Source organism: Sporosarcina sp. P25, from assembly GCF_002743235.1.
GTDB lineage: Bacteria > Bacillota > Bacilli > Bacillales_A > Planococcaceae > Sporosarcina > Sporosarcina ureae_B.
The window spans coordinates 208933-234987 of sequence record NZ_PDYV01000004.1 but is presented as its reverse complement, the minus strand read 5'-3'; the positions used below and the strand labels follow the sequence as shown (position 1 = coordinate 234987).

Genomic DNA, 26055 nt, shown 5'->3' with positions numbered 1-26055 from the left:
ATTTATAATCCTCCTAATTGTCCACTGATGGTAAACGTCCATTGATTCGGTTCACCTAGGACTTCGACCGTAAGCTGAGATGAATGTTCTGGGATGTCTAGTTGCTTTGCGTACAGCTCGGTAAATGTCAGTTGCATACTCCAAGATGCAATTTCTGTCGTAACTTCAATCGTCACCGGACAATCTGCGTAGCGCTGAATTTGCGCTTCTACAGCCAGCACAATTTGTTCCAAGTATTCGACTAATAATTGGTCGATTTCACTTGAATCAATTTTTTCTGTAATATCACAATACAGTTGCACCTTTAGAACTGGATATCGCCACCCAAGTGTCGTGATCCACTCTTCGGTAAGAGGCATGTCTAATTTCTGAAGTAATGCCTCTCGCTGCATATCCCCCGTTTTCTCAAGAATGCAGTTTCGCGCTTCTGTATATTTCCCCATATCAATATTCATAAGGATTAATTGCAGATCATTCATGTGGTCGTGCCGACTAAATCTCACTGCTTGCGACACATTTAGCTCATTCTTCCCCATATTTTCACCACCAGCTGTTTTCGTACTTCTTAGTATAGCATTTTCACGCGCAAATCACTAAAAAAATCTTCACCGTGGGGCAAATTGCATGAAATTAATGGACAATCTTCATCCAAATGAGACAAGCGCTCATTATTTCCTCGTAAGCGATCAATAAAACCTGTATCCGCTCACAAAAACGATCAAGTGATCATACACACTTGCTACCCGCTCTATCAACTAGGCTAAGCGCTCATACTATCCCTACAACCGCTCATAGCAATAATCTTGACATAAGAAAAAGGACTGCAACAAGTGCAGTCCTCTTTCACATCGTCATGCTATCCAATTAAGCTTCTTGCGTTGCTGCTGGGTAGACACTGACTTTCTTTTTGTCGCGGCCAAGACGTTCGAAACGAACGACACCATCGATTTTTGCGAATAGAGTATCATCTCCACCGCGTCCAACGTTTTCACCTGGGTGAATTTTAGTTCCACGCTGGCGATAAAGGATTGATCCACCGGAAACCATTTGTCCATCTGCGCGCTTAGCACCAAGACGTTTCGAATGTGAATCACGACCGTTCTTAGTAGAACCTACACCTTTTTTCGATGCGAAAAACTGAAGATCTAAACGTAACATAGCTGCCACCTCCTACTTTTCAAAGGATAATTTTATATAATCTGCATAGTCTAATTCAATCGTTTGTAAAGAAATAATCATTGCTTGCAAGAGTAGCTGAACTTGTGCATCTTGTTCCGTTACCGGAAACGCGACACGTAAGTATCCACCATCCGCACCTTGATCCACATCGGGTTCAATCGAAGTCAACTGCATAATAGCATTTACCGCACCAAATGATACGGCAGAAGCACCAGCGCAAACTAGATCTTGTCCGTGTTCTGCAAAGTTTGCATGACCATCCATCTCAAAAACTGAGATGCGCCCAGAAGGCTCTTTTATAATTCTGACATGTATCATGCCGGATTATAGATTGATTCCGTCAATAACGATTTTCGTGTATGGCTGACGGTGTCCTTGTTTTTTGCGATAGTTTTTCTTCGCCTTATATTTGAAAACAACAATTTTCTTTGCGCGGCCTTGCTTGACAACCTTACCTGTTACAGTTGCGCCTTCTACGAATGGAGCACCGACTTTAACGTCATCTCCGCCCACCATTAGCACCTTGTCAAAAGTTACCACTTCATCAGCTTCACCAGCAATCTTCTCAATGAAGATTTCTTGGCCCGCTTCAACTTTGATTTGTTTTCCACCAGTTTCAATAATTGCGTACATACTTGCACCTCCTCTAATTATACAGACTCGCCTTGACAGGTGATTCAACCTACGAATACTTGAACCTGTTTAGTGCGGTTGTAGCACGGGTGCTACAATCAATAACAGTAAAATATTATCACATAGAAAAGAGCAGGTCAAGCATTATTCCTATAATCTTTTAAAAGAAGGAAGTTTCTTTTTTAGTGAGCTGCTCAAAGACCCGCTCATACCTTCTAAAGCGATAGGAAATAATATTTTGCACTGCTAAAAATGAAGTGATAATTACGAGGGGCAAACTATCCGGCAAGTACGCAATAAAAAATGCACACAGTGATGCGGACACAACAATTGAGTACAGTAAGAAATTTGAGCGTGTAGTGTATTTCGTTGCTTCAGTCTCAAGCAAAATAGACACTACTTGTCCACCGTCAAGTGGGAGAATGGGTAATAAATTCACGCTTAGCAAGATCATCTGAATCTTTAAAAACTGCGCATCACCCGGGAATGTCAAACACATGCCAAGTACTAGCAAAACGGCTGTCGCGACAGGTCCTCCGAGTGCCACGATCAGCCGTTGCTGTTTATTTGCCAACTGCCGATTAACAAATTGCAATTCCCCTCCATACGGTAAGATAGTACAACTTCTAATTTTCATTCCGACGTGTCGAGCGGCCAATACGTGTCCAAGTTCATGAAAAAGTAAAGAAAATAAGAGCATCGCATACAAGGACACACCTCCGACGATCATGAAAAATAAAAAGATTGGCAACAATACCGGATGAATACGATACTTCATTGCTGACCGCCTGACATATACGTTGCCAGCACGGTAGGCTCTAGCGGTATCCCATTGCGTTTCACGCGAATATACACCGCTTCCTCATCCATCATCGCAATCTCATCCCCAAGCCTCACAGCCGTATATGGAAGCGTCGAGAACGAGCCTACAAATCCATACGTTACCTCATCACCGTTATCGTACTGAACAGTCACCGTCTTTCCTGACTGCCTTGTATAGCCTGTAAAGACGACTAATCCGCTTCCTTGTGATGTAATCGACATAGGTTGAGTATAGGAGATGATCGCACCATCTTGATAGGGCTGGAACGATTCGTACGTCTTCAATGGATTAAATGCTGCATCACTTGATACCGTGATGACTTCATCTTCTGCCATCCAAGAAGAAACCCACTTCTTCATCACAACAAAATCTTTCCCTGTCGTCACATATTGCGTAATGGGTATATTGACTAACTGACGTTCTTCTAGTTTTGATAAACCTACAACAGACACTAACAGCACAATGGCAATGATCCACTTTGTTTTCCATTTCATCACGTCCCCTCCCTTACCTGCAGTGTATGAAAAGAATGAGAATTAAATGACGAATGAAAAAAACTCAGCACCATAAAAGGCACTGAGTTTTGAAATTGAATTATTTGCCGAACATATTTTTGATCTTGCCGAAGAAACCAGCTTTACTTTTCTCCATCGTCATCAATGGCACAGACTCACCTAAGATACGTCGTGCAATGTTGCGATAACCAATTGCAGCAGGGTTTGTCGGGTCCATCACGACAGGCTCGCCTTTATTTGAAGCAGAAATAACATTTTGATCATCCATCACGATACCTAATAAATCAATCGATAAATGCGTCGTGATTTCATTGACATCCAATGTTTCGCCACTTTCCATCATACCGCTTCTAATACGGTTAATAATCAATTTCGGCGGTTCAAGTTCTTCTTCCGCTTCAAGCAGTCCAATAATACGGTCTGCGTCACGCACAGCGGAAATCTCTGGAGTGGTTACGACAATCGCGCGGTCCGCACCAGAAATCGCATTTTTGAATCCTTGCTCAATTCCTGCTGGGCAGTCAATCAAGACGTAATCATAATCCTGTTTTAATTCTAAAACTAGCTTCTTCATCTGTTCCGGATTCACGGCACTCTTATCAGTCGTCTGTGCTGCTGGCAGCAAGAACAATCGATCCTCGAAACGTTTATCTTTCACAAGAGCTTGATGTACTTTACAACGCTCTTCCACCACATCGACCAAATCATAAATGATCCGATTTTCTAAGCCGAGAATTACGTCCAAGTTACGCAGACCGATATCTGTATCGATTAAACACACTTTTTTTCCTTGTAACGCAAGAGCGGTACCAAGATTGGCTGACGTTGTTGTTTTTCCAACGCCACCTTTACCAGAAGTAATGACAATTGCTTCTCCCAAATTATATACCTCCCTTAAATGTAGCAAGGTCCGGACGTAAATATCGGAGCTCCTGAAGACGGTCTATCGCAATCTGCCCATTCTTTTGAAGATACGCACATTCCATTTCAGGTTGCTCAGAAAGAATCGTCAATTCGTCGGTCATGATTTCGATCTTATCCGCAATTTTCAGATGCGTCGCCTCCAGCCAAGATGCAGCAATGACTGCATCTTTATTGCCTTGTGCTCCCGCATGTGCAATGCCTTTTACACGACCCAGTACATAGATACTACCGCCTGCAATGACTTGCGCACTCTGATTCACATCACCGATAATGACCAAATCGCCATCAGCCTTTACGACCTGACCCGATCGAACGATTCCTATATAGGTTTCGGACTGCTTCTCGATCAACTTTCTCTCACACTCTTTTAACGAAATGACGTCACTATGTACCTTCGAAACTCGCAAATGAGGAGAAGTATGAATGACCGATTGAATCTTGTTCATGTCTTTCTCGTCACAATAACGATGCCCCAGATGCAACTGTACTTCAGACACACCTTCAAGTACGCTGCTCTGCACTTTTTCTTTCAACTCACTTAGCAATTCGGTAAATGCGCAATGGTCATCCAATCGTAAGACTAAGCCGTCTTTTGTTCCTTTTATCGTTATCAACTGTGATTTCGTCACCTACATCACCTCACAATACTTAAAAACCTGCTTGTTTTTGAAAAAATCTTTTCTCTGTAATCTGTTTGAATAGATAGCCGAACATCACGATAAATAATGAATTCGCAATCATTGTCGGAACGAGTCGACTCGTGAAGAATTCGCCAAAATCAATAGACGTTAACGCAATCACACTAGCAAAAAAGTACGACAACAATTCCAGTACCACAATCATTACTACTGATAATACCATAACCGTCACGGTATGACGCTCAATTTGTCGAATTATTAATGCCGCAACATAACAAATCAGCGGATACATGAATGTGTATAATCCAATAATATCAATATGATACATATCATACAACAGTCCGAGGACAAATCCGTAAATAATCGCTCGCTTGCTATTATAATACGTCGCAATAAAAATTAAATAGACAATTAAGAACCTAGGCACCATGACATATAGATCACCTTTTATTTCAATCGGTGAAAACAGACTGAAAATAGGTTCCAAGAAAAATAACAGAATAGCAATTAAAGGAATGATGAATCGGATCATGACTCATCGTCTCCTTTAGTATCTGCGGAGTTTCCCCCGTCAGTCCCATCGACAACCGTCATGGTACGCTTTGCAATCATCACATGATCTAGTCGTGAGAAAGTAGCTGCCGGTTTTATATAGGCCAGTTTCGTCAGACCATAATCATCCGTGGAAACTTCGGTTACTTCCCCTATTAAAATACCTTTAGGGAAGATTCCTCCGAGACCAGAAGATATTACTTGCATCCCTTTTTTTACATTGAAGCTCGAATCTAGCCGCTTCATGATCAACTGTCCCGCAGTCCGATCGTATCCTTCGATCAAACCGAACATTTCTTCTTCGCCAACTACCATAGCCGCCACACGGAAATCGCTGTTTTCAGTCGAAATCAATTCGACTGTGGACGTGAATGGAGTCGACAAAATGACTTTCCCGATCAGACCTTGCGCCGTCATGACCGCCATATTGACGTCTACTCCAGATGTCGTTCCTTTGTCGATGATGATCTTCTCTTCCCATTGATCGGGATTGCGTGAGATCACCGTGGATTGAATCGGCTCAAATGCGCGCAGATCTTCTTGCTTATCAATGATTCCCCGCAATTTCACATTATTTGCTTTGACATCCACTAACTCCGCTTGCATGGCGGCATACGTTTCCAGACGCTCTTTTAATCGTTTGTTTTCTTCGTATGTATTAAGCATCGTATCAATATTTTCAATCAGTCCCGTTACAAAGTGGGCTGGTTTCGTAACAAGCGACTGCCCGAAACCTACGACATCCTTCACTGCTTGTTCCGGTACATTTGCATGATCTCGGTCGCGAAGTGAAAATGCAATTAATGCCACAAGGACGATTACTCCTATTAATAAAATGATTAATCGTTTATTGGAAAAAAAACGCGGCATTGCCTACATCTCCTCCAATTTATATTATGATTGAATTCTCTTAATGAGCTCTAAATTATCCAACGCCTTGCCCGTTCCAATTACAACACAGTCAAGTGTGTTTTCTGCTACGAATGCAGGCATTTTTGTTTCTTCGGAAATTGCTTTATCGAGGTTACGAAGTAATGATCCGCCACCCGTTAAGACTATTCCACGCTCCATCACATCGGATGCCAATTCAGGTGGTGTCTGCTCAAGTGTCTTTCTCATACCTTCAATAATCAAATCCATCGGTTCACGCAATGCTTTCGTGATTTCCTGCGAATTAACTTCCATCGTTTTTGGCAACCCTGTCAATAAGTCGCGACCGTGGATGTCCATCTTTTCCGTCTTATCCAAATCAAACGCCGAACCAATTTGTATTTTGATATTTTCAGCAGTACGTTCACCGATCATCAATTTATATTCTTTACGGATATACGTTATGATAGCCGAATCCATGGAATCTCCACCTACACGGATCGAAGTACTCGTCACGATGCCGCCTAGAGAAATGATAGCCACTTCCGTCGTACCTCCACCTATATCGACGACCATACTGCCGGTTGGTTCCCACACTGGCAAATCCGCACCAATTGCAGCCGCAAAAGGTTCTTCGATCGTATACGCTGCTTTCGCTCCCGCTTGTTGCGCAGCATCAATCACCGCGCGTTGCTCAACGGATGTAATCCCATATGGCACACAAACCATGACAGTCGGCTTCGTCCAGGAAGTTCCTGTTGATTTTAACGCTTCTTTTAAATAATGACGAATCATGGCAGTTGTTGTTTCAAAATCTGCAATAACTCCTTCTCGCATCGGGCGAATAGCCACGACTGAACTCGGTGTCCGACCGATCATTGCATGGGCTTTACTGCCTACCTCTACGATTTCACCAGTCGTCGTATTTTTTGCTACGACGGAAGGTTCCCTTAGCACAATACCTTTATCCTTAATGAAAACTAGAGTATTGGCTGTCCCCAAGTCAATTCCTACGTTTCTTGATCTGAAACCAAACAAGTCAATTCTCCCTTTCTATAAAACCATCATCGGTATTCTTAAAAGCATACACCACATTATAACGGAAAGGTAACTTAATTTACAGTGTCACTACGCCGGTTTGCAAAAAACATCGAAAAAGAGACTGATTTCCCAGTCTCTCCACTTTCTTACGATAAATTTCATGCTTTTAGATATAGCCTTTGTCTTTTAAACTAATGAATTTCTGATCACCGATAATGATATGATCGAGCACATCCACGCCCATAATTTGACCTGCTTCCATCAGTCGTTTCGTTACTTCAATGTCTTCTCTTGAAGGTGTCGTGTCGCCACTCGGATGATTATGGGAAATAATCATCGATGCGGCCGACCGTTTAAACGCTTCACGGAACACTTCGCGCGGATGTACGATGGAAGAATTCAAACTACCAATGAAAATCGTCTGCTTATGTAACACTTCATTTTTTACATTCAAAAATAATACCACGAAATGTTCCTGGTTCAACGACGACATATCCGTCATTAAATAATTTGCGGCGTCTTCCGGTGAACGAATTTTATAACGTTCATGCGGGGCTGTCCGATACAAACGCTTGCCGAGTTCTGCTGCGGCTAATAACTGCACCGCCTTGGCTTCACCAATTCCTTTAATCTTCGTCATCTCATCCACTGTCAGCTCTTTCAAATCTTGCAAACGGTCAATCGTCGACAAGACACGGTTAGCAAGTACGAGAACAGACTCCGAGCGTGAGCCTGAGCGCAACAGAATGGCCATCAGCTCTTGATTGGATAAACTACTCGCCCCTTCCCGTATTAAACGCTCACGGGGTCTGTCAGCGATATGCACATCGCGGATCATCATTTGCGGGGCTAGATCAAGTGGCATTACGCATCACCTTCTAAAGTCAGCAACCCTTCTTGACGCATACGATTGACTAGTTCACTGATCGGCAACCCTACAATGTTTTGATAATCGCCTACCATATTTTCTACAAACAGCATCCCTTGTGTTTGAATGCCGTATGCACCTGCTTTATCTGAAGCATCGCCTGATTTCACATAAGCATGAACAAGCTCTTCATCCAGCTTCCTAAATTTCACTTGAGACAAACCAGCAAATTGTATCTTCTTCTCGTTAGCAAGAATTGTCACACCCGTAATCACTTCATGCAACTCTCCAGACAGCTCCATCAAGAAATCAATGGCTTGCGCGTCATCTTCAGGCTTCGGGAATACTCTGCCTTCTCTAACAACAATCGTATCTGCGGCAATGACAATCTCTTCTTCTGATTCAAATACCGCGCGCGCCTTTTGCTCAGACAGACGGACCGCATACTCATATGGCTCTTCTGGCGTAAACGGTAAATTCTCGTCTACTTCACTCGGTCTCACGGTGAAATCAATTCCTGCTAACTGCAATAGTTCTTTACGTCTCGGCGAAGAAGATGCGAGAACGATAGGTTTTAGACTGATAAATTTCATTGGAACAACCCCCTTTTTCATAGTGTACGCTATTCTACGCGATTTGAAAAAAAGGTAAAATTCAATTCTTCCCCCTTATAATGGGTCAAAATTGAATTTTGAAGCATGGGTCTTGGTTCGTATAATGTGCCAACAGATGTAGTCTCGCGACAGAGGAATCCTTCGTAAACGCAGTGATAGCAGTCACTTTCTTTGCAAAGTCTCCTTCGTTTTTCGCTTCTTTGCCATCCTTGGACAATTCAATTTTCGATAGATCCTCCGCGAACAAGGCATTTTTCACCGATCCGGCATCTGCAGACTTGCAAGTGCCAGGTACGACTGTGATTCTTTTCTTGAATGCGTCTTCGCCTTCCTTCAAAATCACATCACTTTCTTTTAGCCAGACCGCTCCCCAGACGTAGAACTGCTCTCCCGCTGGCACGATAGCCGTACTCGCGAGACTCGGATTCTCCGCTACGAAATCCGCTGCTGCCTGCTGACTGGAAAACACGCCATGCTGTTTGACAAACATTGTCTCCCCGCCCTCTGTCGCGCCTCCCTTCTCCTCTGATTTCGGCCCATTCGTCGCCACCGTTTCATTCGCCTTGTCCTTTTTCCCTCCCGTAGTCGATATCGTCAGCCCGATCACTAGTACTGCGACCAAACCGATCGCTACTCCTTGCACTAACGCCCGAATCACAATGTTCTTTGAATACGTCCTGCGGAAATTCATTCCATCACTCCACTAGTTTTCTTCCACCTTATCAAAATGAACGTAAAAAAAGACGAGACTGTTGTCGTCTCGTCCATAAACATTTACCGATTTAGTTCAACAAAGCTGTATACCAACTGACAAGCTGCGCGCCATAGAAATAAGCAATGAGTGCAGCGACCGCAATCGAAGGACCGAATGGCACAGGTGTTTTACGTCCTTGCTTCGTCTTTTTTAAGAAGATCAGTCCGACAATCGCACCTATTAGCGAAGCGAGAAACAGCGTGATTAACGTCTGCATCGTCCCGAGCACCAAGCCAATAACGAAAAATAACTTAATATCGCCACCGCCCATACCGCCATTCGACACGATCGCAATTAACAGCAACAAACCAAACCCTACTGCCGCTCCAAGCAAGCTATCCCACCAAGGCGACAGCGGACTGACAAAGCGCAAGATGAAAATCGCAATACCAAACGGCAACAAAATTTTATTCGGAATCAACATATACTTTAAATCCGATACCGTTAAAATAACCAACATTGAAATAAATAGCAATGCTATGACGAGTTCCCACTGAAATCCGAAGTGTAAGTACGCACAGACGAACAGCACACCCGTGATCAACTCCATAACGGGATAGAGAGCACTGATTTTTTCTTTACACCCTCGGCATCTCCCACGCAAAAAAACGTATGAGAAAACCGGTACCAGATCCACTGCCGTCAAATCACGATCGCACGTCGTACAGTGAGATGGTGGCGATACGACGGATTCCTTCAACGGCACACGCATGCCGACGACGTTAAAGAACGAGCCAAACGTAATACCGTAAAGGAAGAAAAAACTACTATAAAGCCATTCCATGAATTGCCTCCTTACTCCGCTTTCTCAGTACCTGTCATTTTATTAATCGTCGTTGGATCGAATTTCGATGCAGGTGGCGGCGCATCTACTTTAGGTGCCTCATTTTGCAAATTGACAAGATCCGGACGGAAGTACGCATGCAATGAAATGACGACTTTCATTTCACCGATATCCGACTCCTCTTCCGTTTTCTCTGCAGTTGCTTCAAATTGAATCGCCTCTACATTTATCAATCGAATCATTTCTTCCATCTCGTAAATGAACGTATCGACTTGCTTGTATGTATCTGCAGCGAGTGTCACTTCCATCAAAACGGTTTCAAGATTTTGTACATGTTCAGGCAGTAGTTCTATATCGAATACTTCTTTAGAAAAATTAATTTCTTCTATTCGACTATTGGACTTTACTTCCGCCTTCTCTAGACGAATCAGTAAAGCATCTTCTAACGGAATGACAGGAACGATTTTTTGAAGTGGTGCAGACGTTACGGTTTCATTTGAATCTCTATTTGCCAATTGTTTTTGTAATGAAAACAGCACATCACGTTCTGAAGCAAACTGGGTCGCCGTCTGATCCTTCTTTTCTTTCGCTGGCAAGTAGACGTTCGTCACCGTGTAATAGACAAGCGCAATAAGGAAAATGGAAGCCAATACGACTAAACCGATTTCCATCTGTCGTTTAGATAGATATTTATTCAACCATATCGCCTCCTTCCGTATTCGCATCTATAGGAGGTTGCGATTCTTCAGGTGTAGGTTGCTGTGGTTGTTCTTCAGCAGGTGAGGCTTCCTCTTGTGACTCTTCAATCGCATTTGGGTCTACTTCTGCATCTGTACTTGGTAGCGCACGGTCATCAACAAACTGAATGAAATAGGTAGCGAAATATCTAGGCAAGACATTCTCCCGCTCACCGACGTCCAGTTTTTCCGTCTCAATCCCTTCAAACGTCGCATCAATTACTAACGACGAAGCTTTCAATCGGGTTAAATAGAGCGCAGGCTCCATCAAGTCATCAAACTGTACTTTCAATGTCACTTCGTTAGGTGCAGTGAACGTTAGTTCTTGGAAAAACCCCCGATCAGGCAAGGCTTTCGCAAGATCCTCTAAAAGGGGTTGTGTTTTATATTGATACCCTTTCAAGAACTCTACCGTCGCTGCTAATTGTTCTTTTTCCTGACCGAATGCAGACAAACGCATCTGGGACGTTATACTTTCTTGTTGCTTCTGTATTTCGTACGTGGATTGTTGCAACTTTTGAGCGTCATCATCATATTTTTGAGCGATGAAATAAAGCACAACCCAGGTCAGGAAAGCGACTAAAAGAATCGCAATCGCTATCCAAAGAAAAGTAGCTTTCTCACGGATCTTTTCCGGCAGTAGATTTATATCAACTAACATATTACACCTCTTCCTTCAGCGCGAGACCAATCACTCGGTGGAAATCCGCAGTAACCTCGGTTCCGTCCACACAACTAATCGGCTCTTTCACTAAGGGAAGTGCTTCGATTGCTAAACGTTCTCGTACCATCTGCAATAATTGTTCTTGTTGTGTATATGTACCATTCCACACTAGATGAGTAATAGTGGAATCATTCTCCGCCAAATTAAAGCGATAGAAGTTCGCTAACTTCTCGAGTTCCATGACAATTGTAAGTGGCTCAACCTGCCGCTCCAACTCTTCGCCTGTTGCCATGCTGAGCGGTACTTCCAGTTCCATCGAGCGAATGAACAACGGATAATGAGAATAGAAAATAGACACAGTCAGACTACGACCGTGCAAATCAGCAAGGAGAATATGTTCCGATCCCTCAAAGTGGTGCACATGATGTGCCAGACGATACAGGGAAAGCGGTGCAATATCCGCCACAACAGGCTCCAATTTCACTGACTTCAGCACTTCCTCATAGGTCTGCATAATACTTTCTTTAGACGCAATCAAAATTGCTTCATTCTGCGATTTATTAGCTGCATAAGGAACGACATCAAATACCGGATCGTCAAACGGCAAATAAATCGTCGAACCAATCTCGATAAAGAAATGGCTTTTCAGCTCTTCATCCTCCACCGTGTCGGGATACGCAACACGTCGGATGATGACATATGTATCGGGCGCAAGAAACGCCACATCACGCTTTGCAAGACTCCAATCTTTCACAACCTCCGTCAGAACATCGCGAAGCTTGTCCTCTTCGGCTATTCGGCCGTCTTGGATAACGTGTTCGGGTAGCAGCATCTCTTTTGCAGTTTCTAGTACGATTGGATCTAGGGACTTTATTCGCACGTAACGAATCGCGTCATCGTCAAGAGTTAACGAATGTATACGCTTTTTCCTGCCAAGTGTTGGTATCGTAAGTTTGGAAAGCGGGCGTTTTAAATCGGATAATATAGACATGAACGAACTCCTTCCAGACGAGAAAACTCATGGTGTGTGGTGATTTTTTCCTAGTGAACTAGTTAAGGTTAGTATAGCAAATGTGGTGGGAGAAGAAAAGATTGAGAGTATAAGATCAGCATGTAAGCAATGATTTCTTCAAAAAAATGTTCCAACCTCTTTTTAATAAGAGATGGAACACAAACGGATCAGGAAGGCAAAGCCTGATTATCATCACCACACGTTTTGCCTCCTACATTAAGATCGTTTCCCGAATTCACAATTTGCTCGGCTGTCGCATCATAAAAAACTACTTTACTTTTTCCCATTGCGGAGGCGCAAATTCTAGCAGGTGTTACATTAGTGACGAACGAAGAACTATTTAAATATCCGCCGTCTTCCATATAACCTTCCTTAACCAAGTTAGGAATAGTCGCTGTCTCCCATGCATATTGAATATCATTTTCAAGAAAATATAATTGTGCTGCATTTAAAGCTATGATCGCTTCACTCTTTACGGCTTTATTGTGACTGTTTTGGACTATCTTACCGATTGCGGGTACTGCAATTGCTGCAATGATTCCTAAAATAAGGATTACTGTAAGAAGTTCGATTAACGTAAGTCCTCTTTGCGTATTTAAAAACTTCATAACACTCATCAGCTCCTTTCATTTGTAAAAAAGACGAAAGGCGATTGAATAAGCGCCTTTCGTCTTTTTAAAAAAATAAATATAGTATATTACGATGGATTTGCAGCTGCTCCGATAGTTTTACTACCACTTGCACTACCTTTTTGTTTGTCTGAGTTAATTGTTTCAACTGTTGCAGCATTAAACGTGACAATCTTTTCACCAGCGTACTTTTCAGAAGTTCCATCAATAGATAGCTTATTGTCTGTAGCTTTATTAACAGCAACACCTTTTGTCAATTTGCCATTATTGTCCAAATATCCACCTTCAACAAGTTTCTCTACTGTAATAGTTTTCGCTACCGGTTCCTCTGCATAATACAAATTAGCTGCACTCAAAGCATTCAACGCATCCGACTTAACCGCATTATACTTCGTGTTCTCAATAATATTCCCAATAGCCGGCACCGCAATCGCAGCAATAATCCCCAAAATAACGATAACTGCAAGCAGTTCGACAAGCGTCAAACCTTTTTGATTTAATTTCTTCTGCATAAACTTTTTCATGTCATTTCCCCCTCTTGTTTTTTCTTACTCTATGAGTATAGTATACCAGAGGAACTAGGAGATTAACACTAGTTTAATAGAAAAAAATTAAAATATAGTTAACTTTTGTTATTTCTGTTACAAATTATCTATCTGCTCAAACATGCTAAACATCGGCAACATGATTGCCAAAACTATAGTCCCGACTACCGCCGCTAAAAAAACAATCATTAAAGGCTCTATCAAAGCCTTTAAGCGGTCTGTAGCTGCTTCTACTTCTTTCTCATAAAAATCCGCAACTTTGGCTAACATGGAGTCTAAAGAACCAGTCTCTTCTCCAATTGCAATCATATGAGGAATTAACGGTGGGAATGCCCAGTGATTTAACATAGGTTCCGTCAAGGATCCGCCTCGTTCCATTGATACTCTAGACTCACCAATCACTTTTGAAATAACTTCATTTCCCACAACTCTTTCCGTCATAGACAATGCCTGTAAAATTGGTACAGAGCTTGAAAACATGGAGCTTAATGTGCGCGTCATCATAGCGAGTGAAGACTTTTGTGCAATGCTACCAAATATAGGTAGTCTTAACAAGATTGTATCTAAAATGTATTTTCCCTTCGGATTGCTTCTGAACAATACATACCCCACAACTAAAACTGAAACAATAAGAATTAACAAGTACCAGTAGTTTTCAATCCATTCACTCGCTGCCATTACAGCGCGAGTTAGCCAAGGTAATTGCCCCCCCACGCTATCAAACATATCAACAAACATTGGTACGACGAACCATAAAAGAAAAATAACTACTGCAATAGCTATTATTCCAACTACGACTGGATATGCCATAGCAGACGTAACTTTCTGTCTCGTACGATACGCTTTTTCGAAATGCTCCGCTAGTTGATCCAATGATTCATCAACTGTACCTGAAACCTCTCCTGCCGCCACCATGTTCAAAATCAATGGTTCGAACACTTTGGGATGTTTTCCAAAAGCTATGGATAACGCGGTTCCTGTACGTAGATCTTCCTGAACTGCAGTCAAAATCTTTCGAAAAGTCGCCTGCTCCACTTGCATCGATAAAATCCTCACCGCATCCACAATCGTAACCCCCGCTTGAAGAAGCGTAGAAAACTGTCGCAAGAACATAATCAATTGATCCCGCTTAACCGGACTACCAATCGTAATATCTTTCGTCAGCATCGTTTCTTTCTGTTCGACAAGACTGACCACACGAATCCCTTGCTCTTTAAGCTTAATCGCCGCATCTCGCTTATTCGTAGCGGTCACCGTACCACGGCGAATCGCTTTCGCATCTCGCCCTTCATATGTAAAACGAGCCACTCTTAATCATCCCCTTGCATAAACGGCAATGCAGCTTCATACGAAATGATTCTCTGTTCCATCAAATTCTTTACGGAGTGATCCATCATATGCATTCCAAGCGCACGGCTAGTCTGAATGACGTTCGGAATCTGGTGAATCTTCTCAGACCGTATTAAGTTAGACACAGCGGGATTATTAATCATAATCTCTGTCGCCGCTCGTCTTCCTTGTTTATCCATTGTCTGGAACAAACGCTGGGAAACGACTGCCTTTAAAACACCTGCCAACTGCACACGAATTTGCGCTTGTTGCCCATGAGGAAATACGTCTATAATTCTATCGATTGTCGAAGCGGCACTCCATGTATGTAAAGTCGCGAGGACTAAGTGGCCTGTTTCCGCAGCGGTAATAGCCGTAGAAATCGTCTCCAAATCACGCATCTCACCTACTAATATGACATCCGGATCTTGACGCAAAGCAGCACGTAAGCCATCCGCAAATGACAGCGTATCAAAACCGACTTCTCGTTGATCGATAATAGAAGTACCGTGCGCATGCATATACTCAATTGGATCTTCTAATGTAATAATATGCTTTCGCATCGTTTCATTCATATAACGGATCATTGCCGCGAGTGTCGTAGACTTACCTGAACCCGTTGGCCCCGTTACTAATATTAGGCCTTGGGCTGTGTCAGACAAGCTCTTCAATGTTCCCGGCATATTCAAATCATCGATCGTAGGGATCTTGGTAGGAATCGTCCGAAATGCTAATGAAATCGCACCGCGTTGTTGAAATGCGTTGACACGGAAGCGAGAAACACCAGCGATTTCATATGAATAATCAATCTGTCCAGCTTCTTTAAATGCTGGAATCATCTTTTCTGGAATCGTTTGATAGGCAATTTCTTTTGTATCTTCTTCAGTCATAACGGTTTCACCGAATCGTTTCAAGTCACCATGAACTCGGAAAACCGGGGGCACGCCAACAGTTAAATGAATATCCGATGCTTTGATCGTAAAGGCTTCAGTTAGTAATTGATCAATTCTTTCAGTCACCGCAAACACTCCTAATCTATCAAGGCCACTCTCAACACTTCTTCAGTAGTTGTAATGCCTTGCTTCACTTTTTCCAAACCATCATCTATCAGGAATATCGTTTTGCTTCTCTGTGCAATATCACGGAATACTGTAGGTGCTGCGTTACCATTAATCGCATCGCGCATTTCCGCGTTAATGACCAATACTTCATGTATCGCAATCCGCCCACGATATCCTGTCATATTACATGCAGGACAACCGGAACCGCGATGGATCGTCTCTATCGTTTTCCCACGTTTAGCAAAAATCTCTTTTTCACGATCAGTCGCTTGCTGTGTGGTACCACAGTCTCGACAAACACGACGAATTAATCGTTGAGCTACGATCGCATTGAGTGAGGCAGTCAAAAGGAAAGGCTCCACCCCCATATCCAGCAATCGTGATATCGATGCAACTGAGTCATTCGTGTGAATCGTGCTCAATACTAAGTGTCCCGTCAACGATGCACGGATCGCGATTTCCACTGTTTCTTTATCCCGGATTTCCCCGACCATGACAATATCAGGATCTTGTCGCAAAATAGAACGTAACCCTGTCGCAAACGTTAATCCCACATTAGCATTCACTTGAATCTGATTAATTCCTTCCAGCTGATACTCGACAGGATCTTCTATCGTAATAATATTTACTTCTTCACTATTCAATCGATTCAAAGCTGCGTATAACGTAGATGATTTACCCGAACCAGTTGGGCCCGAAATCAACACGATACCATTCGGCTTTTCAATTTCTTTAAGGAAACGCTCTAAATTCGTTGGACCAAAACCGAGCTTCGTCATATCATTCAATGAGCTGCTTAAGTCCAAAATACGCATTACGACTTTTTCACCAAAAACTGTCGGTAAAGTCGATAACCGTAAGTCGATCGGACGGAAATCAATCATTACTTTGATGCGCCCATCCTGTGGCATGCGTGATTCCGTAATGTTCAAATTTCCCATGATTTTGATTCGGGCTAGAAGCATTGACTGCATATGCTTCGGTATGACCCGTTCAGTCTGCAGTTTCCCATCAATTCTAAAGCGGATGATGACTTGATGTTCTTGAGGATCAATATGAATATCACTGGACTTCATAGAAACTGCACTAGAAATAATCTGGTTCACTAGACGCACAACTGGAGAATCATTATCAACGATATCCTCTTGTTGTTCTGTCTGACTTGCAGTGGTTTCCGGTTCTTCAAACAGCAAGTCATCAAATAATTCATCATCATAATATCTAGTAATCGTTCGATTAATATCATCTTTAGACGCAATCGCAGTTTCGATATGGAAACCTGTGGATAAGCGTAAGTCTTCAATCGTGTTGTAATCCATTGGGTCTGCCATCGCAACGAATAATTTATCTCCATCTTTTTTCAACGGAACAATCATCTTCTGCTTCGCTAAACCTTTAGGAACTATATTAAACAACTTCGGATCAAACGGATAACGGAACAAGTTGACGTGAGGAATTCCGAGCTGGAACTCCAACACTTCAATCAACTGTTGCTCCGTAATATACCCGCGCTGCAATAACGCATCACCAAGTCGCTCATCGCGCGATTTTTCTTTCAACGTATTCATTAACTGCTCGTCCGTCAGCAAGCCAGATTCTATTAATAAATCCCCAAGACGTTTTCTAGTTGTCGCCATCTGCACCCTCCTCTATCAATCAATCGGATTACCATTTTTGTCGACTTTAATAAGATTGCCACCTTTATCGTAATCATATTTCACATCATCTTTCCCATTAGAACCATTCGAGTTACTTGAACTATTTCCATTACCTGATCCACCGCTATTCGTACCATTACTTGAAGAAGAGCCGGTAGTACCCGATCCGCCACCATTTGAAGTAGACGATCCATTTCCGTTAGATGAATTAGACGGCTTATCTGTGGATCCATTACCTGAAGAGTTTCCGTCAGTATGGCTAGAATTACTATCTACATCACTAGTAGGAACTTTCTCCACTACTTTTTTTAGACTATGTCGTTCAATAATTGGTTTCGGTGCATAGAAATCAATCGACACGTCTTCAATTTCTTCCAATGAACCATTCAAAAGAATATTCCGTTTAACCGCAACTTCCATGCCTTTCTTGCCTGTATCCACTACTTCAACCGCACCTGCATTTACAAAGGCGCTATAACGAATAACCGTTTTAGGATCATACTTTGTGATTTTCTCTACTTCGGTATCGTAACGATGCACAAACGGTAGACCTTCAACCGACAGCGCCAATTGAGAGCCTGTCCAATCCGTACGAATCGTGAAGACTGTTTGATTAGGGTTCGTAAACAGGAAATCCAAATCGAGCTTACGATTGATCGCTGCTTCAAATCCTGGTTCAACGCCCACTGGTAATTCAGAAGAAATATTTCGTTCATCTATTACCCAATTCGTCTGCAATGCCGCTTTATACAAAAGGGAAGCCATAATAGTCATCTGTAAATCTGTCGCACTAGCCGACTCTTTACCACTCAAATATTCACGGAATGAAAACGTAGAATTCGGCTGAATCTCTAAACCATTCAAGTCTTCCATTACTAAACGCAAACCTTTTGCTAGTTCATCCACCTCGTATGTAGCAGAAGCAATGACTTGTTTCTGCTCGTATACTTCAGGTATAAAACTCGCTATATATACTTGCTGTGGCATAATACCACTCCGTAGCTGAACTTCTAGTTGTGCAGCTATTTTCTCCACGTCTTCTTCACTGAATGAAAGCGAATTAAAATTTTTTTTCATCACCGTACGTAGCCCTTCGCGGGAGACATTTGCGATTAATGAATTATCCACTCCACTTTTTGCTTCGTTTAGTGTTGCATCTGGATCGAAACTTACTACATCTGCTGGAACATCTACTTGAAGATCTTGCACAATCAATTGCACGGACAAGTTCTGTTCAAGCTCTAAAAAATTATTTACTAGCTTCTCTTTCGCATCTTTACGATTATGCTTTGATATGTCAAACGGCCCTGCATATGTGTGTTTACTAAACTTTTTAAAGTTTGAGAGAAAGCCGTCGCCTGCGTAAGCTTGTTGGGCGAAAATAGCGGAGATGACAAGTAGTAATACACCTAAAGATAGGCTGATTTTGTATTGCATTGGTTTCATACTAAAGCTCCTGACTTTGATTAATTATATGTGACATCGATTTTAGGAGGCACCCAATTAGGTTTATCTGAAATGTCCGGACCTTCGCTTCCATTTCCACCGCCAATACAGTTATCATATAAGGCTTTAGGATTGTTTTGGAATACAGATTCTTTCATCGGAATTAAGTTTGGATACTGACCAATAACATTTCGAGGTTTAGCTTTTTCTTCCACAAAATAAATTTTGCTATTTGAATCAATTGTTTTCAAATTTATTTTATTGAAGTCAATATTTCCACCAACACAAACTTTTGAATTATCTTTAATAATGAGAGACTTCTCAATAACTATGTTCCCTTTTACAACTAAGTTGGAATTTTGAATAGAACCCGCCTTCTCTATTTTTAATTCATTATCAACTATCATTATTGAATTGTTAGTAAGCGCAAACTTTTCTCCAGTGTAGTTACCTCCGACAAATATTTTCATTTTTTTAAACTCAGTATTTTTTCCATCTATACCTTTTTCTGCGTAAAGTATAGAATTTGAATAAACTGAACTAGCATTCTTAAATTCTATATTTCCGGTTGTATATAAATTAGCTTGATTTGCTCCATTTAAATTTTTCAATTCAATATTTCCATCAGCATACATCGTTATATTATTCATATTATTCATATTAGGGAGCTCAATGTTTGCGTTTGAATATATTTGTGTATTCTTAAAATCTATTCCGATATTACCATTTCCTTTTGTATAACCGACTGGAAAATAAACGATTGAACTTATCGCGGTGAAATGAGTATCATTAGATTTCTGTCCAAGGCATTTTTCATTGTAAGGATTAGTAGTACATGGTTTGGTTTGCTTATTATTTTCAATTAAACTTTTTATGTTCACAACAGGAATCGCTAAAGAATTCTCTCCATTATTCGGGGGATTTGAAATCCCTTCCCTAACTAACAGCGGAAAATCAAACATTAACTCAAAATCTAAATTCTTTGCTCGTTTGCTTCCTTTCCCATATTCCCCTAGTACTTTGCCTTTGACTATTAAACCCACGTCTCTATTCTCGGTGTCTGTTAATCTACTATATTTTATAGGTTCTAAAATACTATAATTTAAGGAATCTGTTGTATCTGGTTTCGTTTTTTCAAGATTATTGAAGTGAAGGTTGAGTAATTGATCAACCATTTGATTTTGTCGGTTTTTTGCCGCTTGCTTGAGCTCTTCTTCTTTTTTTTCATTTGTTATGCTTTTCTTATTTATAATTACTTTATCGCTCTCATAGGCCAGTTTCATATCATTCCAAATTTTATCTCTTTCCGCCTTAAATTTATTTATATAGAGCCATTTGTAATAATCTACACCCATTTCAGCAGCAGTATATGCCAGATTGTTATCATCCACTATATGTTGCTGTTTGGCATTGCTAATCGATCCTCTCATGAAAACAGCACTTAAAATCATAATAAATACGATGACAAGCAAGACAATCACTAATGCATAGCCTTTTTCATTTTTAGGTGATTGCACACTACCGCTTCCTTTCCTCATGGCGCTTCTTTATACCTGGATAATTCCAATGGGATAGACACTTTCAATTTTTCGTTTTTTGGATCGATAATCCAAAACTTCGGTATTTCCAAATTCCCCCTCTTTGTGTTTACATAGAATCTTTCTTCAGTAGTTTCTGAACTTTTTTGATCCGTATAATAAATAAAATTTGTACTAATAATGTGATCTTCTACAGTTTGAGATGGCATTCGGCAATTTTGAATGCTTACTTGTTGGGGCTTCACGACAAATTCGTAATTTAAACACTTACGATGTAAACGTTGTGCTTCTGTCGCAATATAATTTGCCTCTTGCTGTAGACGTAATTTTGCCGTCTCAGATGTATTCAGTCGTGTACTGATCGAGAATGTTGTCCAGATGATTACAAAAACTAGAGAGACAAGTAGTAGTGTTGCTAATAGTTCAACAACAGACATCCCTTGCTGATTTTTTCTTATTGTCCACTTTTCATTCATAGAGCTCCATCCTCCACATAACCAAACGTCTCACTAATTTCCTTGCCATTCTCATGAATAGAAATTTGTACCCGATGAAGTGCAACAGATGTTTCCGCGAAAGGTTTTAAGTCTGAATGTACACGGTATTTCACGCGGTATTCGTATTTGGGTTCATTTTGACGAGTGTATGTATAAAAAATAAATTCAGATGAAGAAGTATCATCTTTCTTGCGAATTGAAATCCCTTCATTATTTTCAAACGGCATCGGATTATCTTTCCAAAAGTTCAATTCTTTTTTAGCCAAATTGATAGTTTCAAGCTTAGATTCCGTACGCGTATTAAATAAATTCATTTGAGAAAAAAATGTCATGAAACTAACGAATACAATGCCCAAAATTGTCAGAGCCGCTAGAATCTCGACAAGTGTAAATCCCTTTTCTTTAGTAGTATTCATTACATGACACTCCTCTCATTAACATTCATCATTTTATCCTACTAAAACTAAATACCTTACTATAAACATAAAAGTCTATAAAACCAACTTTATTAAGCCTATTGTCTCATTAAACTACTTAATAAGTAAAGAGAGCCAACAACTACCTTTATGTATTTTTTCGAACATTTTACATCCACTTCTTCAAATGAAATCACACGACTTGCCTCTATAGGACAAACCGCTTGCAAATCCTCCGCTTTCGCAGCCTGTGCATGCGGAAAATCCACAAACGTAAAACTATTCGCAAGTGGTGCTAAAATCTCCAACGTAGCTTGATAGTCTTTCGTATTCAACATCCCCACAACCCAGTCCACTTTCTCTCCTGGAAATTGCTCCTTGATCGTACGTACTAACATACGCGCGGCCGCAGGATTGTGAGCTCCGTCAATATAAACGTGATCTGCAAGCTTTTGGAATCTAAACGGCAAGGCTACATTGGCTATAGCTTTAGCCACATGATCTTGTTTCAATGGCACTCCCGCCATTGATAAAGCTTCTAGAGCAACGGCAGAATTAATCGCTTGATGGGGTCCTTTCATATTACGCTCGGGAATCTCAAATGTAGATATACCACTGAAGATTTCAGTAGTCTCTTGTTTCATTGTGAATTCTTCGTCATATGCGCGCACCAAACTTTTATTCGTCTTCGCCTCTGCCAAGACAACCTCTTTCGCCTCTTGTAGCAATTCTCCTATAACGACTGGAATATACGGCTTAATAATGCCCGCTTTATGTGCGGCAATCTTTTCAACTGTATCTCCAAGAAATCCCGTATGATCTAGCGTAATCGATGTAATGACCGAGACTAAAGGTGTCACAACGTTCGTGCTGTCGTATTTACCACCCATCCCCGTCTCAAGTAAAACATAATCAGGTTCTGCGTTACGGAACGCCAAAAACGCCGCCACCGTCAGCAATTCAAAGTCCGTCAGCATCCCACTTAATCCTGCTGCTTTCATTTCTTCAAACACATACTCTAATTCCTCATGAGTAATCGGTTTCCCATTGATCCGAATTTGATCATGTACATCCAGTATGGCGGGTGAAGAAAATACGCCAGTCTTAAATCCATGCGCTTGTAAAACTGCTTCCATTACCGCAATCGTCGAACCTTTACCGTTCGTACCTGCCACATGAATAATTCGCAAATCTTTCTCCGGGTTCAAGACATTCGCCAAAGCCTCTTCTATCGCATCCAATCCCGGTTTAATCTCGTCATCACTCATTATGTCAAATTGTTTTTTATATTCATCAAGTTTTGGAATCAAAGAAATTCCTCCTGTGCTAAAATTAAGTTATAGATCTAGTATAGCAAAGGTGGCGATGGGATTGAAAAGTTGTTGGGTGATTTATAATGGTAGTTTAACGAGTGATAAATTCGCTGATCAAGCGCGGCTTGTGCAGGAGGCGGCAGAGCGAGCCGGAGTACAGGCGACGATCTTAAAAAATTATGAAGTGCTGATGGACGCGCAAAATCAGATAAAAGATGCTCCTGATTTTGTCGTTTTCCTCGATAAAGATACATTGCTTGCACAGTATTTAAAAAATGTGGGAATCCCTATCTTCAATGATCCTGAAGTTATTGAAACATGTGATAATAAAGCCAAGCAGTATCTTGAACTTGCAAAGCATGGTGTCGCGATGCCGAAGACAATCATCGCACCGAAGGTTTATCCAAATTTCACGATTACGGATAGCGGTTATTACGAGAATGTCCTTGAAACGCTTGGCTTGCCTATGATTATTAAAGAAGGTCATGGCTCATTTGGTATGAAAGTGTATTTGATCGAGACGAATCAAGCTTTCTACGAGAAAGTCGATGAGTTGCGTGGCATAGATTATGTCTTTCAAGAGTTCATTGAGACGAGTAGAGGGCGGGACTTACGCGTCAATATAGTCGGCGATCAAGTCATCGCGGCCATGTATCGCCATTCAGAGACAGATTTCCGAGCGAACATTACGAACGGTGGTGTAGCTGAAGTGGTGGAATTGACTTCCGCACAAAAAACACTCGCTATGGAAGCAGCAAAAGCAGTTGGTGCGGAATTCGCTGGAGTGGATTTATTATTCGGTGTGGATGAACAACCTCTCGTTTGTGAAGTTAACGGCGCAGCGCATATCCGGAACCTCTTGAACGTCACCGGTATCAACGTCGCGGATGCAATGATTGCGTACATATTGGAGAAGATTAAATGAAAGGCGCAGTCTACTATAACGTGAAGGAAGTAAAGAGGAATCAAGCATTTATCGACGATCTTTTGAAAGAAGCAAAATACTTAGATATCGAATTGAAGTTAATCACTGATTCACCTACCGAGCCACTAGATTTCATTTTATTCCGAGATCGTGACCCTAATTTAACTTTGAAACTGGAACAAGCAGGTTATCGCATGTTTAATCGGGCGGGTGTGCAGAAAATCGCTAATGATAAACTGCGCACATTTGAACTTGCTACTCTACTTGGCATTTCCGTCGTCCCCACATTCAGAGCGGACCAACTTCCTACGTTGCCTTTTGTACTGAAAACTCGCGGAGGCCATGGTGGTAGCGAAGTATTTCTATGTGAATCTGTACAACAAACTGAGGATATTCTAAATCAGTTCGATCACAATGAACTAATCGCGCAGCCCTTCATCGAATCGAATGCAACAGATGTTCGAGTATTCATGCTCGGCAATGAAGTATTAGGTGCTGTAAAACGATCTGGGGCGAAAGATTCGTTCAAATCCAACTTCACTTTAGGTGGCACTGTTGAAAAATATACGTTGAACGACACTGAAACCAATCAAGTTCAAACGATTTCCCGGGCAATTTCTAGTGACTATATTGGCATTGATTTCATACTTCCAATTACAGGCGGCTGGTTATTGAATGAAATCGAGGATCCCGTTGGCGCCCGTTCACTCTATCAAACACACGATTTTTCAGTTGCCAAGAAATTATTGGAATATGTCAAAAATCAATTGGGTGTTGAATGATGAGAAAACGCTATACTAATTTGGATGACGTAGATACGAGTAAATCAGTTAGAGAAATGATTCGTTGGCAGAAAGAACGTAATGAAAAAAAGAAAGATTTACGGATCGTAATCGAACAAGCGCCGATTAAAGAAATAGAAAAGCTCGTAGCCAATCGATCCGAAGCAACCATTACTTGGATTGGGCACTCCACATTTTTAATTCAAATTAGCGGCCTTAATGTGATTACTGATCCAGTTTGGGCAAAACGGATGGGATTTCAGAATCGATTAACGGAACCAGGAATTGCACTAGATGAATTGCCAGAGATTGACGTTGTGGTTATTTCACATGGACATTATGATCATTTGGACTTCGGCACGATCAAACACCTAAAAGGGAAACCTATATATTTTGTTCCTGTTGGCTTACGGAGAAAGTTCCAAATTAGAGGAATTAAAAAGGTCATCGAAGCAGAATGGTTTGATTCATTTGTGTTTGAAGGCCTGAAATTCTCGTTCGTTCCTGCGCAACATTGGACGAAACGGACATTGACGGATACGAATACTTCTCATTGGGGTGGCTGGATTATCGAAAGTGCTGAGCAATCGATTTATTTCGTTGGAGATACGGGATATTTCCGTGGATTTTCAGAGATAGCGAAGCAGTTCACTATTAACACGGTGATCATGCCGATCGGGGCATATGAGCCAGAATGGTTTATGAAGGAAAGTCACCTCACACCTGAGGATGCAGTGAAAGGTTTTTTGGAGGTAGCTGGTCAAACATTTATACCGATGCATTACGGAACTTATCATTTAGCTGACGATACTGGACCCGAAGCGCTTGAAAGACTGAATGCTGAGTGGAACAGATTGCAGTTAAATGAAGATCAATTAAAGAAGTTGCTTATTGGCGAGACGTTATGGTTATAAAAAATAGAGACTACCGCAGAAAGTCATTTCACAATGATTTTTTGTGACAGTCTCTTTTAAGCAAGGGGTTGAAATCCATTTAATCTCTAGCATTGGATTTAGCAAAGAAAGCCGTCATGAGTGATAAAAAGATTGGTACAATACTCCATAAAAGAAATTTCCAATTACTCGTTATCAATGATAAAACCAAGAAAAACATGAATGCTAGAATCGCAATAATAACAGCGTGCTTTTGAATTTCTTTCATTTTCTATCCTCTTTCTAATAGTGCTACTGCCACAACAAGGTCAAAAAGAAAGCCCAATACTTGAAGCACCTCCAAGAGGAAGTAAAACTTACGATTGAAGAAGTAGATAATGAACGTTTTATCTCAAGTGATCACCCGTTGACAAAA

At 41.3% G+C, this 26055-nt stretch carries 32 protein-coding genes and 1 other annotated feature; of the genes, 3 read left to right on the top strand and 29 right to left on the bottom strand.

All coding sequences use genetic code 11. The features are described from left to right. Positions 1-2: 2 nt before the first annotated feature. The 28 genes from CSV70_RS06000 to CSV70_RS05865 all read right to left on the bottom strand — a co-directional run bounded on the left by CSV70_RS06000 (position 3) and on the right by CSV70_RS05865 (position 23037). Positions 3-536, bottom strand: a complete 534-nt coding sequence (locus CSV70_RS06000; RefSeq protein WP_085131019.1) for a Spo0B domain-containing protein — start codon at positions 534-536, stop codon at positions 3-5. A 328-nt stretch (positions 537-864) separates the two neighbouring features. After that, positions 865-1158 carry a 50S ribosomal protein L27 gene (gene rpmA, locus CSV70_RS05995; RefSeq protein ID WP_085131020.1) on the bottom strand — a complete coding sequence of 98 codons (294 nt, stop codon included), beginning with the start codon at positions 1156-1158 and terminating at the stop codon, positions 865-867. A 12-nt stretch (positions 1159-1170) separates the two neighbouring features. Beyond that, positions 1171-1497 carry a ribosomal-processing cysteine protease Prp gene (locus CSV70_RS05990; RefSeq protein WP_085131021.1) on the bottom strand — a complete coding sequence of 109 codons (327 nt, stop codon included), beginning with the start codon at positions 1495-1497 and terminating at the stop codon, positions 1171-1173. Between the two features lie 6 nt (positions 1498-1503). Further along, positions 1504-1812, bottom strand: coding sequence for a 50S ribosomal protein L21 (gene rplU / locus CSV70_RS05985; RefSeq protein ID WP_085131022.1), 309 nt, complete (start codon positions 1810-1812; stop codon positions 1504-1506). Between the two features lie 13 nt (positions 1813-1825). Beyond that, positions 1826-1902: a sequence feature (ribosomal protein L21 leader region), on the bottom strand. Between the two features lie 70 nt (positions 1903-1972). After that, positions 1973-2590: a metalloprotease gene (locus CSV70_RS05980; protein WP_099626861.1), complete on the bottom strand. Its 618-nt coding sequence runs from the start codon at positions 2588-2590 to the stop codon at positions 1973-1975. Beyond that, positions 2587-3129 (bottom strand): peptidoglycan DD-metalloendopeptidase family protein, encoded by a 543-nt coding sequence (locus CSV70_RS05975; protein WP_085131024.1) that lies wholly within the window; start codon positions 3127-3129, stop codon positions 2587-2589. The genes CSV70_RS05980 and CSV70_RS05975 overlap by 4 nt, the downstream gene beginning before the upstream one ends. A gap of 100 nt (positions 3130-3229) precedes the next feature. After that, a complete protein-coding gene (minD, locus tag CSV70_RS05970; protein WP_085131025.1) occupies positions 3230-4030 on the bottom strand; it encodes a septum site-determining protein MinD in 801 nt (266 codons plus the stop codon). Position 4031: 1 nt separating this feature from the next. Next, the gene (minC, locus tag CSV70_RS05965; protein ID WP_085131026.1) at positions 4032-4703 is read right to left on the bottom strand and encodes a septum site-determining protein MinC; all 672 of its coding nucleotides are present in this window, start codon (positions 4701-4703) and stop codon (positions 4032-4034) included. A 19-nt stretch (positions 4704-4722) separates the two neighbouring features. Continuing rightward, positions 4723-5244 (bottom strand): rod shape-determining protein MreD, encoded by a 522-nt coding sequence (gene mreD, locus CSV70_RS05960; RefSeq protein WP_085131027.1) that lies wholly within the window; start codon positions 5242-5244, stop codon positions 4723-4725. Next, complete coding sequence (mreC, locus tag CSV70_RS05955; RefSeq protein ID WP_085131028.1) at positions 5241-6134, bottom strand: rod shape-determining protein MreC; 894 nt, start codon at positions 6132-6134, stop codon at positions 5241-5243. Before mreC ends, mreD begins: the two co-directional genes overlap by 4 nt. A 24-nt stretch (positions 6135-6158) precedes the next feature. Beyond that, positions 6159-7172, bottom strand: a complete 1014-nt coding sequence (locus CSV70_RS05950) for a rod shape-determining protein (protein ID WP_085131029.1) — start codon at positions 7170-7172, stop codon at positions 6159-6161. A gap of 169 nt (positions 7173-7341) precedes the next feature. Next, positions 7342-8040 carry a RadC family protein gene (radC, locus tag CSV70_RS05945; protein ID WP_085131030.1) on the bottom strand — a complete coding sequence of 233 codons (699 nt, stop codon included), beginning with the start codon at positions 8038-8040 and terminating at the stop codon, positions 7342-7344. Next, positions 8040-8636, bottom strand: coding sequence for a Maf family protein (locus tag CSV70_RS05940; RefSeq protein ID WP_099628407.1), 597 nt, complete (start codon positions 8634-8636; stop codon positions 8040-8042). The genes radC and CSV70_RS05940 overlap by 1 nt, the downstream gene beginning before the upstream one ends. A gap of 85 nt (positions 8637-8721) precedes the next feature. Beyond that, positions 8722-9348 (bottom strand): hypothetical protein, encoded by a 627-nt coding sequence (locus CSV70_RS05935; protein WP_099626859.1) that lies wholly within the window; start codon positions 9346-9348, stop codon positions 8722-8724. A gap of 91 nt (positions 9349-9439) precedes the next feature. Further along, positions 9440-10195, bottom strand: coding sequence for a prepilin peptidase (locus CSV70_RS05930; protein WP_099628406.1), 756 nt, complete (start codon positions 10193-10195; stop codon positions 9440-9442). Between the two features lie 11 nt (positions 10196-10206). Continuing rightward, positions 10207-10893: a pilus assembly protein PilO gene (locus CSV70_RS05925; RefSeq protein ID WP_099628405.1), complete on the bottom strand. Its 687-nt coding sequence runs from the start codon at positions 10891-10893 to the stop codon at positions 10207-10209. Then, entirely contained in the window at positions 10886-11593 is a 708-nt protein-coding gene (locus CSV70_RS05920; protein ID WP_099628404.1) for a PilN domain-containing protein, read from the bottom strand. Before CSV70_RS05920 ends, CSV70_RS05925 begins: the two co-directional genes overlap by 8 nt. A 1-nt stretch (position 11594) precedes the next feature. Then, the gene (gene pilM / locus CSV70_RS05915; protein ID WP_099628403.1) at positions 11595-12587 is read right to left on the bottom strand and encodes a type IV pilus biogenesis protein PilM; all 993 of its coding nucleotides are present in this window, start codon (positions 12585-12587) and stop codon (positions 11595-11597) included. Between the two features lie 188 nt (positions 12588-12775). Beyond that, a complete protein-coding gene (locus CSV70_RS05910) occupies positions 12776-13216 on the bottom strand; it encodes a prepilin-type N-terminal cleavage/methylation domain-containing protein (RefSeq protein WP_233191759.1) in 441 nt (146 codons plus the stop codon). A gap of 89 nt (positions 13217-13305) precedes the next feature. After that, positions 13306-13761: a type II secretion system protein gene (locus CSV70_RS05905; RefSeq protein ID WP_099628401.1), complete on the bottom strand. Its 456-nt coding sequence runs from the start codon at positions 13759-13761 to the stop codon at positions 13306-13308. A gap of 117 nt (positions 13762-13878) precedes the next feature. Then, positions 13879-15090 carry a type II secretion system F family protein gene (locus CSV70_RS05900; RefSeq protein WP_099628400.1) on the bottom strand — a complete coding sequence of 404 codons (1212 nt, stop codon included), beginning with the start codon at positions 15088-15090 and terminating at the stop codon, positions 13879-13881. 2 nt (positions 15091-15092) lie between these two features. Continuing rightward, positions 15093-16130, bottom strand: a complete 1038-nt coding sequence (locus tag CSV70_RS05895; RefSeq protein ID WP_099628399.1) for a type IV pilus twitching motility protein PilT — start codon at positions 16128-16130, stop codon at positions 15093-15095. Between the two features lie 11 nt (positions 16131-16141). After that, positions 16142-17809 carry a GspE/PulE family protein gene (locus CSV70_RS05890; protein WP_099628398.1) on the bottom strand — a complete coding sequence of 556 codons (1668 nt, stop codon included), beginning with the start codon at positions 17807-17809 and terminating at the stop codon, positions 16142-16144. Between the two features lie 15 nt (positions 17810-17824). Beyond that, positions 17825-19276, bottom strand: a complete 1452-nt coding sequence (locus CSV70_RS05885; RefSeq protein ID WP_099628397.1) for a VanW family protein — start codon at positions 19274-19276, stop codon at positions 17825-17827. A 20-nt stretch (positions 19277-19296) separates the two neighbouring features. Beyond that, positions 19297-20793 carry a hypothetical protein gene (locus tag CSV70_RS05880; RefSeq protein ID WP_099628396.1) on the bottom strand — a complete coding sequence of 499 codons (1497 nt, stop codon included), beginning with the start codon at positions 20791-20793 and terminating at the stop codon, positions 19297-19299. A 17-nt stretch (positions 20794-20810) separates the two neighbouring features. Further along, a complete protein-coding gene (locus tag CSV70_RS05875; RefSeq protein ID WP_099628395.1) occupies positions 20811-21290 on the bottom strand; it encodes a hypothetical protein in 480 nt (159 codons plus the stop codon). Further along, on the bottom strand, positions 21287-21727 hold the full coding sequence (locus CSV70_RS05870) for a type IV pilus modification PilV family protein (protein WP_099628394.1): 441 nt from the start codon (positions 21725-21727) through the stop codon (positions 21287-21289). The genes CSV70_RS05875 and CSV70_RS05870 overlap by 4 nt, the downstream gene beginning before the upstream one ends. A 98-nt stretch (positions 21728-21825) precedes the next feature. Further along, positions 21826-23037 (bottom strand): bifunctional folylpolyglutamate synthase/dihydrofolate synthase, encoded by a 1212-nt coding sequence (locus tag CSV70_RS05865; protein ID WP_099628393.1) that lies wholly within the window; start codon positions 23035-23037, stop codon positions 21826-21828. Positions 23038-23098: 61 nt separating this feature from the next. On the opposite strand from CSV70_RS05865, the gene CSV70_RS05860 reads away from it, so the two are divergent. Genes CSV70_RS05860 through CSV70_RS05850 form a run of 3 tightly spaced genes read left to right on the top strand, consistent with a single transcriptional unit; the run spans position 23099 to position 25661 of the window. Further along, complete coding sequence (locus CSV70_RS05860) at positions 23099-23965, top strand: ATP-grasp domain-containing protein (protein WP_099628392.1); 867 nt, start codon at positions 23099-23101, stop codon at positions 23963-23965. Further along, the gene (locus tag CSV70_RS05855; RefSeq protein ID WP_099626845.1) at positions 23962-24747 is read left to right on the top strand and encodes an ATP-grasp domain-containing protein; all 786 of its coding nucleotides are present in this window, start codon (positions 23962-23964) and stop codon (positions 24745-24747) included. Before CSV70_RS05860 ends, CSV70_RS05855 begins: the two co-directional genes overlap by 4 nt. Further along, positions 24747-25661, top strand: coding sequence for an MBL fold metallo-hydrolase (locus CSV70_RS05850; RefSeq protein ID WP_099628391.1), 915 nt, complete (start codon positions 24747-24749; stop codon positions 25659-25661). Before CSV70_RS05855 ends, CSV70_RS05850 begins: the two co-directional genes overlap by 1 nt. A 79-nt stretch (positions 25662-25740) precedes the next feature. Here CSV70_RS05850 and CSV70_RS16430 read toward each other — a convergent pair whose 3' ends face one another. Beyond that, positions 25741-25908, bottom strand: a complete 168-nt coding sequence (locus tag CSV70_RS16430) for a hypothetical protein (protein WP_158232384.1) — start codon at positions 25906-25908, stop codon at positions 25741-25743. Positions 25909-26055: the final 147 nt, after the last annotated feature.

Excerpts from the sequence above, each read along its gene's own strand:
- CSV70_RS05935 (WP_099626859.1), bottom strand. The coding sequence starts at position 9,348 with ATGAATTTCCGCAGGACGTATTCAAAGAACATTGTGATTCGGGCGTTA.
- CSV70_RS06000 (WP_085131019.1), bottom strand. The coding sequence starts at position 536 with ATGGGGAAGAATGAGCTAAATGTGTCGCAAGCAGTGAGATTTAGTCGG.
- CSV70_RS05905 (WP_099628401.1), bottom strand. The coding sequence starts at position 13,761 with ATGAAAAAGTTTATGCAGAAGAAATTAAATCAAAAAGGTTTGACGCTT.
- CSV70_RS05940 (WP_099628407.1), bottom strand. The coding sequence starts at position 8,636 with ATGAAATTTATCAGTCTAAAACCTATCGTTCTCGCATCTTCTTCGCCG.
- CSV70_RS05850 (WP_099628391.1), top strand. The coding sequence starts at position 24,747 with ATGAGAAAACGCTATACTAATTTGGATGACGTAGATACGAGTAAATCA.
- CSV70_RS05885 (WP_099628397.1), bottom strand. The coding sequence starts at position 19,276 with ATGAAACCAATGCAATACAAAATCAGCCTATCTTTAGGTGTATTACTA.
- CSV70_RS05870 (WP_099628394.1), bottom strand. The coding sequence starts at position 21,727 with ATGAATACTACTAAAGAAAAGGGATTTACACTTGTCGAGATTCTAGCG.
- CSV70_RS05920 (WP_099628404.1), bottom strand. The coding sequence starts at position 11,593 with ATGTTAGTTGATATAAATCTACTGCCGGAAAAGATCCGTGAGAAAGCT.
- CSV70_RS05930 (WP_099628406.1), bottom strand. The coding sequence starts at position 10,195 with ATGGAATGGCTTTATAGTAGTTTTTTCTTCCTTTACGGTATTACGTTT.
- CSV70_RS05980 (WP_099626861.1), bottom strand. The coding sequence starts at position 2,590 with ATGAAGTATCGTATTCATCCGGTATTGTTGCCAATCTTTTTATTTTTC.
- mreC (WP_085131028.1), bottom strand. The coding sequence starts at position 6,134 with ATGCCGCGTTTTTTTTCCAATAAACGATTAATCATTTTATTAATAGGA.
- CSV70_RS05910 (WP_233191759.1), bottom strand. The coding sequence starts at position 13,216 with ATGAAGTTTTTAAATACGCAAAGAGGACTTACGTTAATCGAACTTCTT.
- CSV70_RS05855 (WP_099626845.1), top strand. The coding sequence starts at position 23,962 with ATGAAAGGCGCAGTCTACTATAACGTGAAGGAAGTAAAGAGGAATCAA.
- CSV70_RS05975 (WP_085131024.1), bottom strand. The coding sequence starts at position 3,129 with ATGAAATGGAAAACAAAGTGGATCATTGCCATTGTGCTGTTAGTGTCT.
- CSV70_RS05890 (WP_099628398.1), bottom strand. The coding sequence starts at position 17,809 with ATGGCGACAACTAGAAAACGTCTTGGGGATTTATTAATAGAATCTGGC.
- CSV70_RS05990 (WP_085131021.1), bottom strand. The coding sequence starts at position 1,497 with ATGATACATGTCAGAATTATAAAAGAGCCTTCTGGGCGCATCTCAGTT.
- CSV70_RS16430 (WP_158232384.1), bottom strand. The coding sequence starts at position 25,908 with ATGAAAGAAATTCAAAAGCACGCTGTTATTATTGCGATTCTAGCATTC.
- CSV70_RS05875 (WP_099628395.1), bottom strand. The coding sequence starts at position 21,290 with ATGAATGAAAAGTGGACAATAAGAAAAAATCAGCAAGGGATGTCTGTT.
- pilM (WP_099628403.1), bottom strand. The coding sequence starts at position 12,587 with ATGTCTATATTATCCGATTTAAAACGCCCGCTTTCCAAACTTACGATA.
- mreD (WP_085131027.1), bottom strand. The coding sequence starts at position 5,244 with ATGATCCGATTCATCATTCCTTTAATTGCTATTCTGTTATTTTTCTTG.
- rpmA (WP_085131020.1), bottom strand. The coding sequence starts at position 1,158 with ATGTTACGTTTAGATCTTCAGTTTTTCGCATCGAAAAAAGGTGTAGGT.
- rplU (WP_085131022.1), bottom strand. The coding sequence starts at position 1,812 with ATGTACGCAATTATTGAAACTGGTGGAAAACAAATCAAAGTTGAAGCG.
- radC (WP_085131030.1), bottom strand. The coding sequence starts at position 8,040 with ATGCCACTTGATCTAGCCCCGCAAATGATGATCCGCGATGTGCATATC.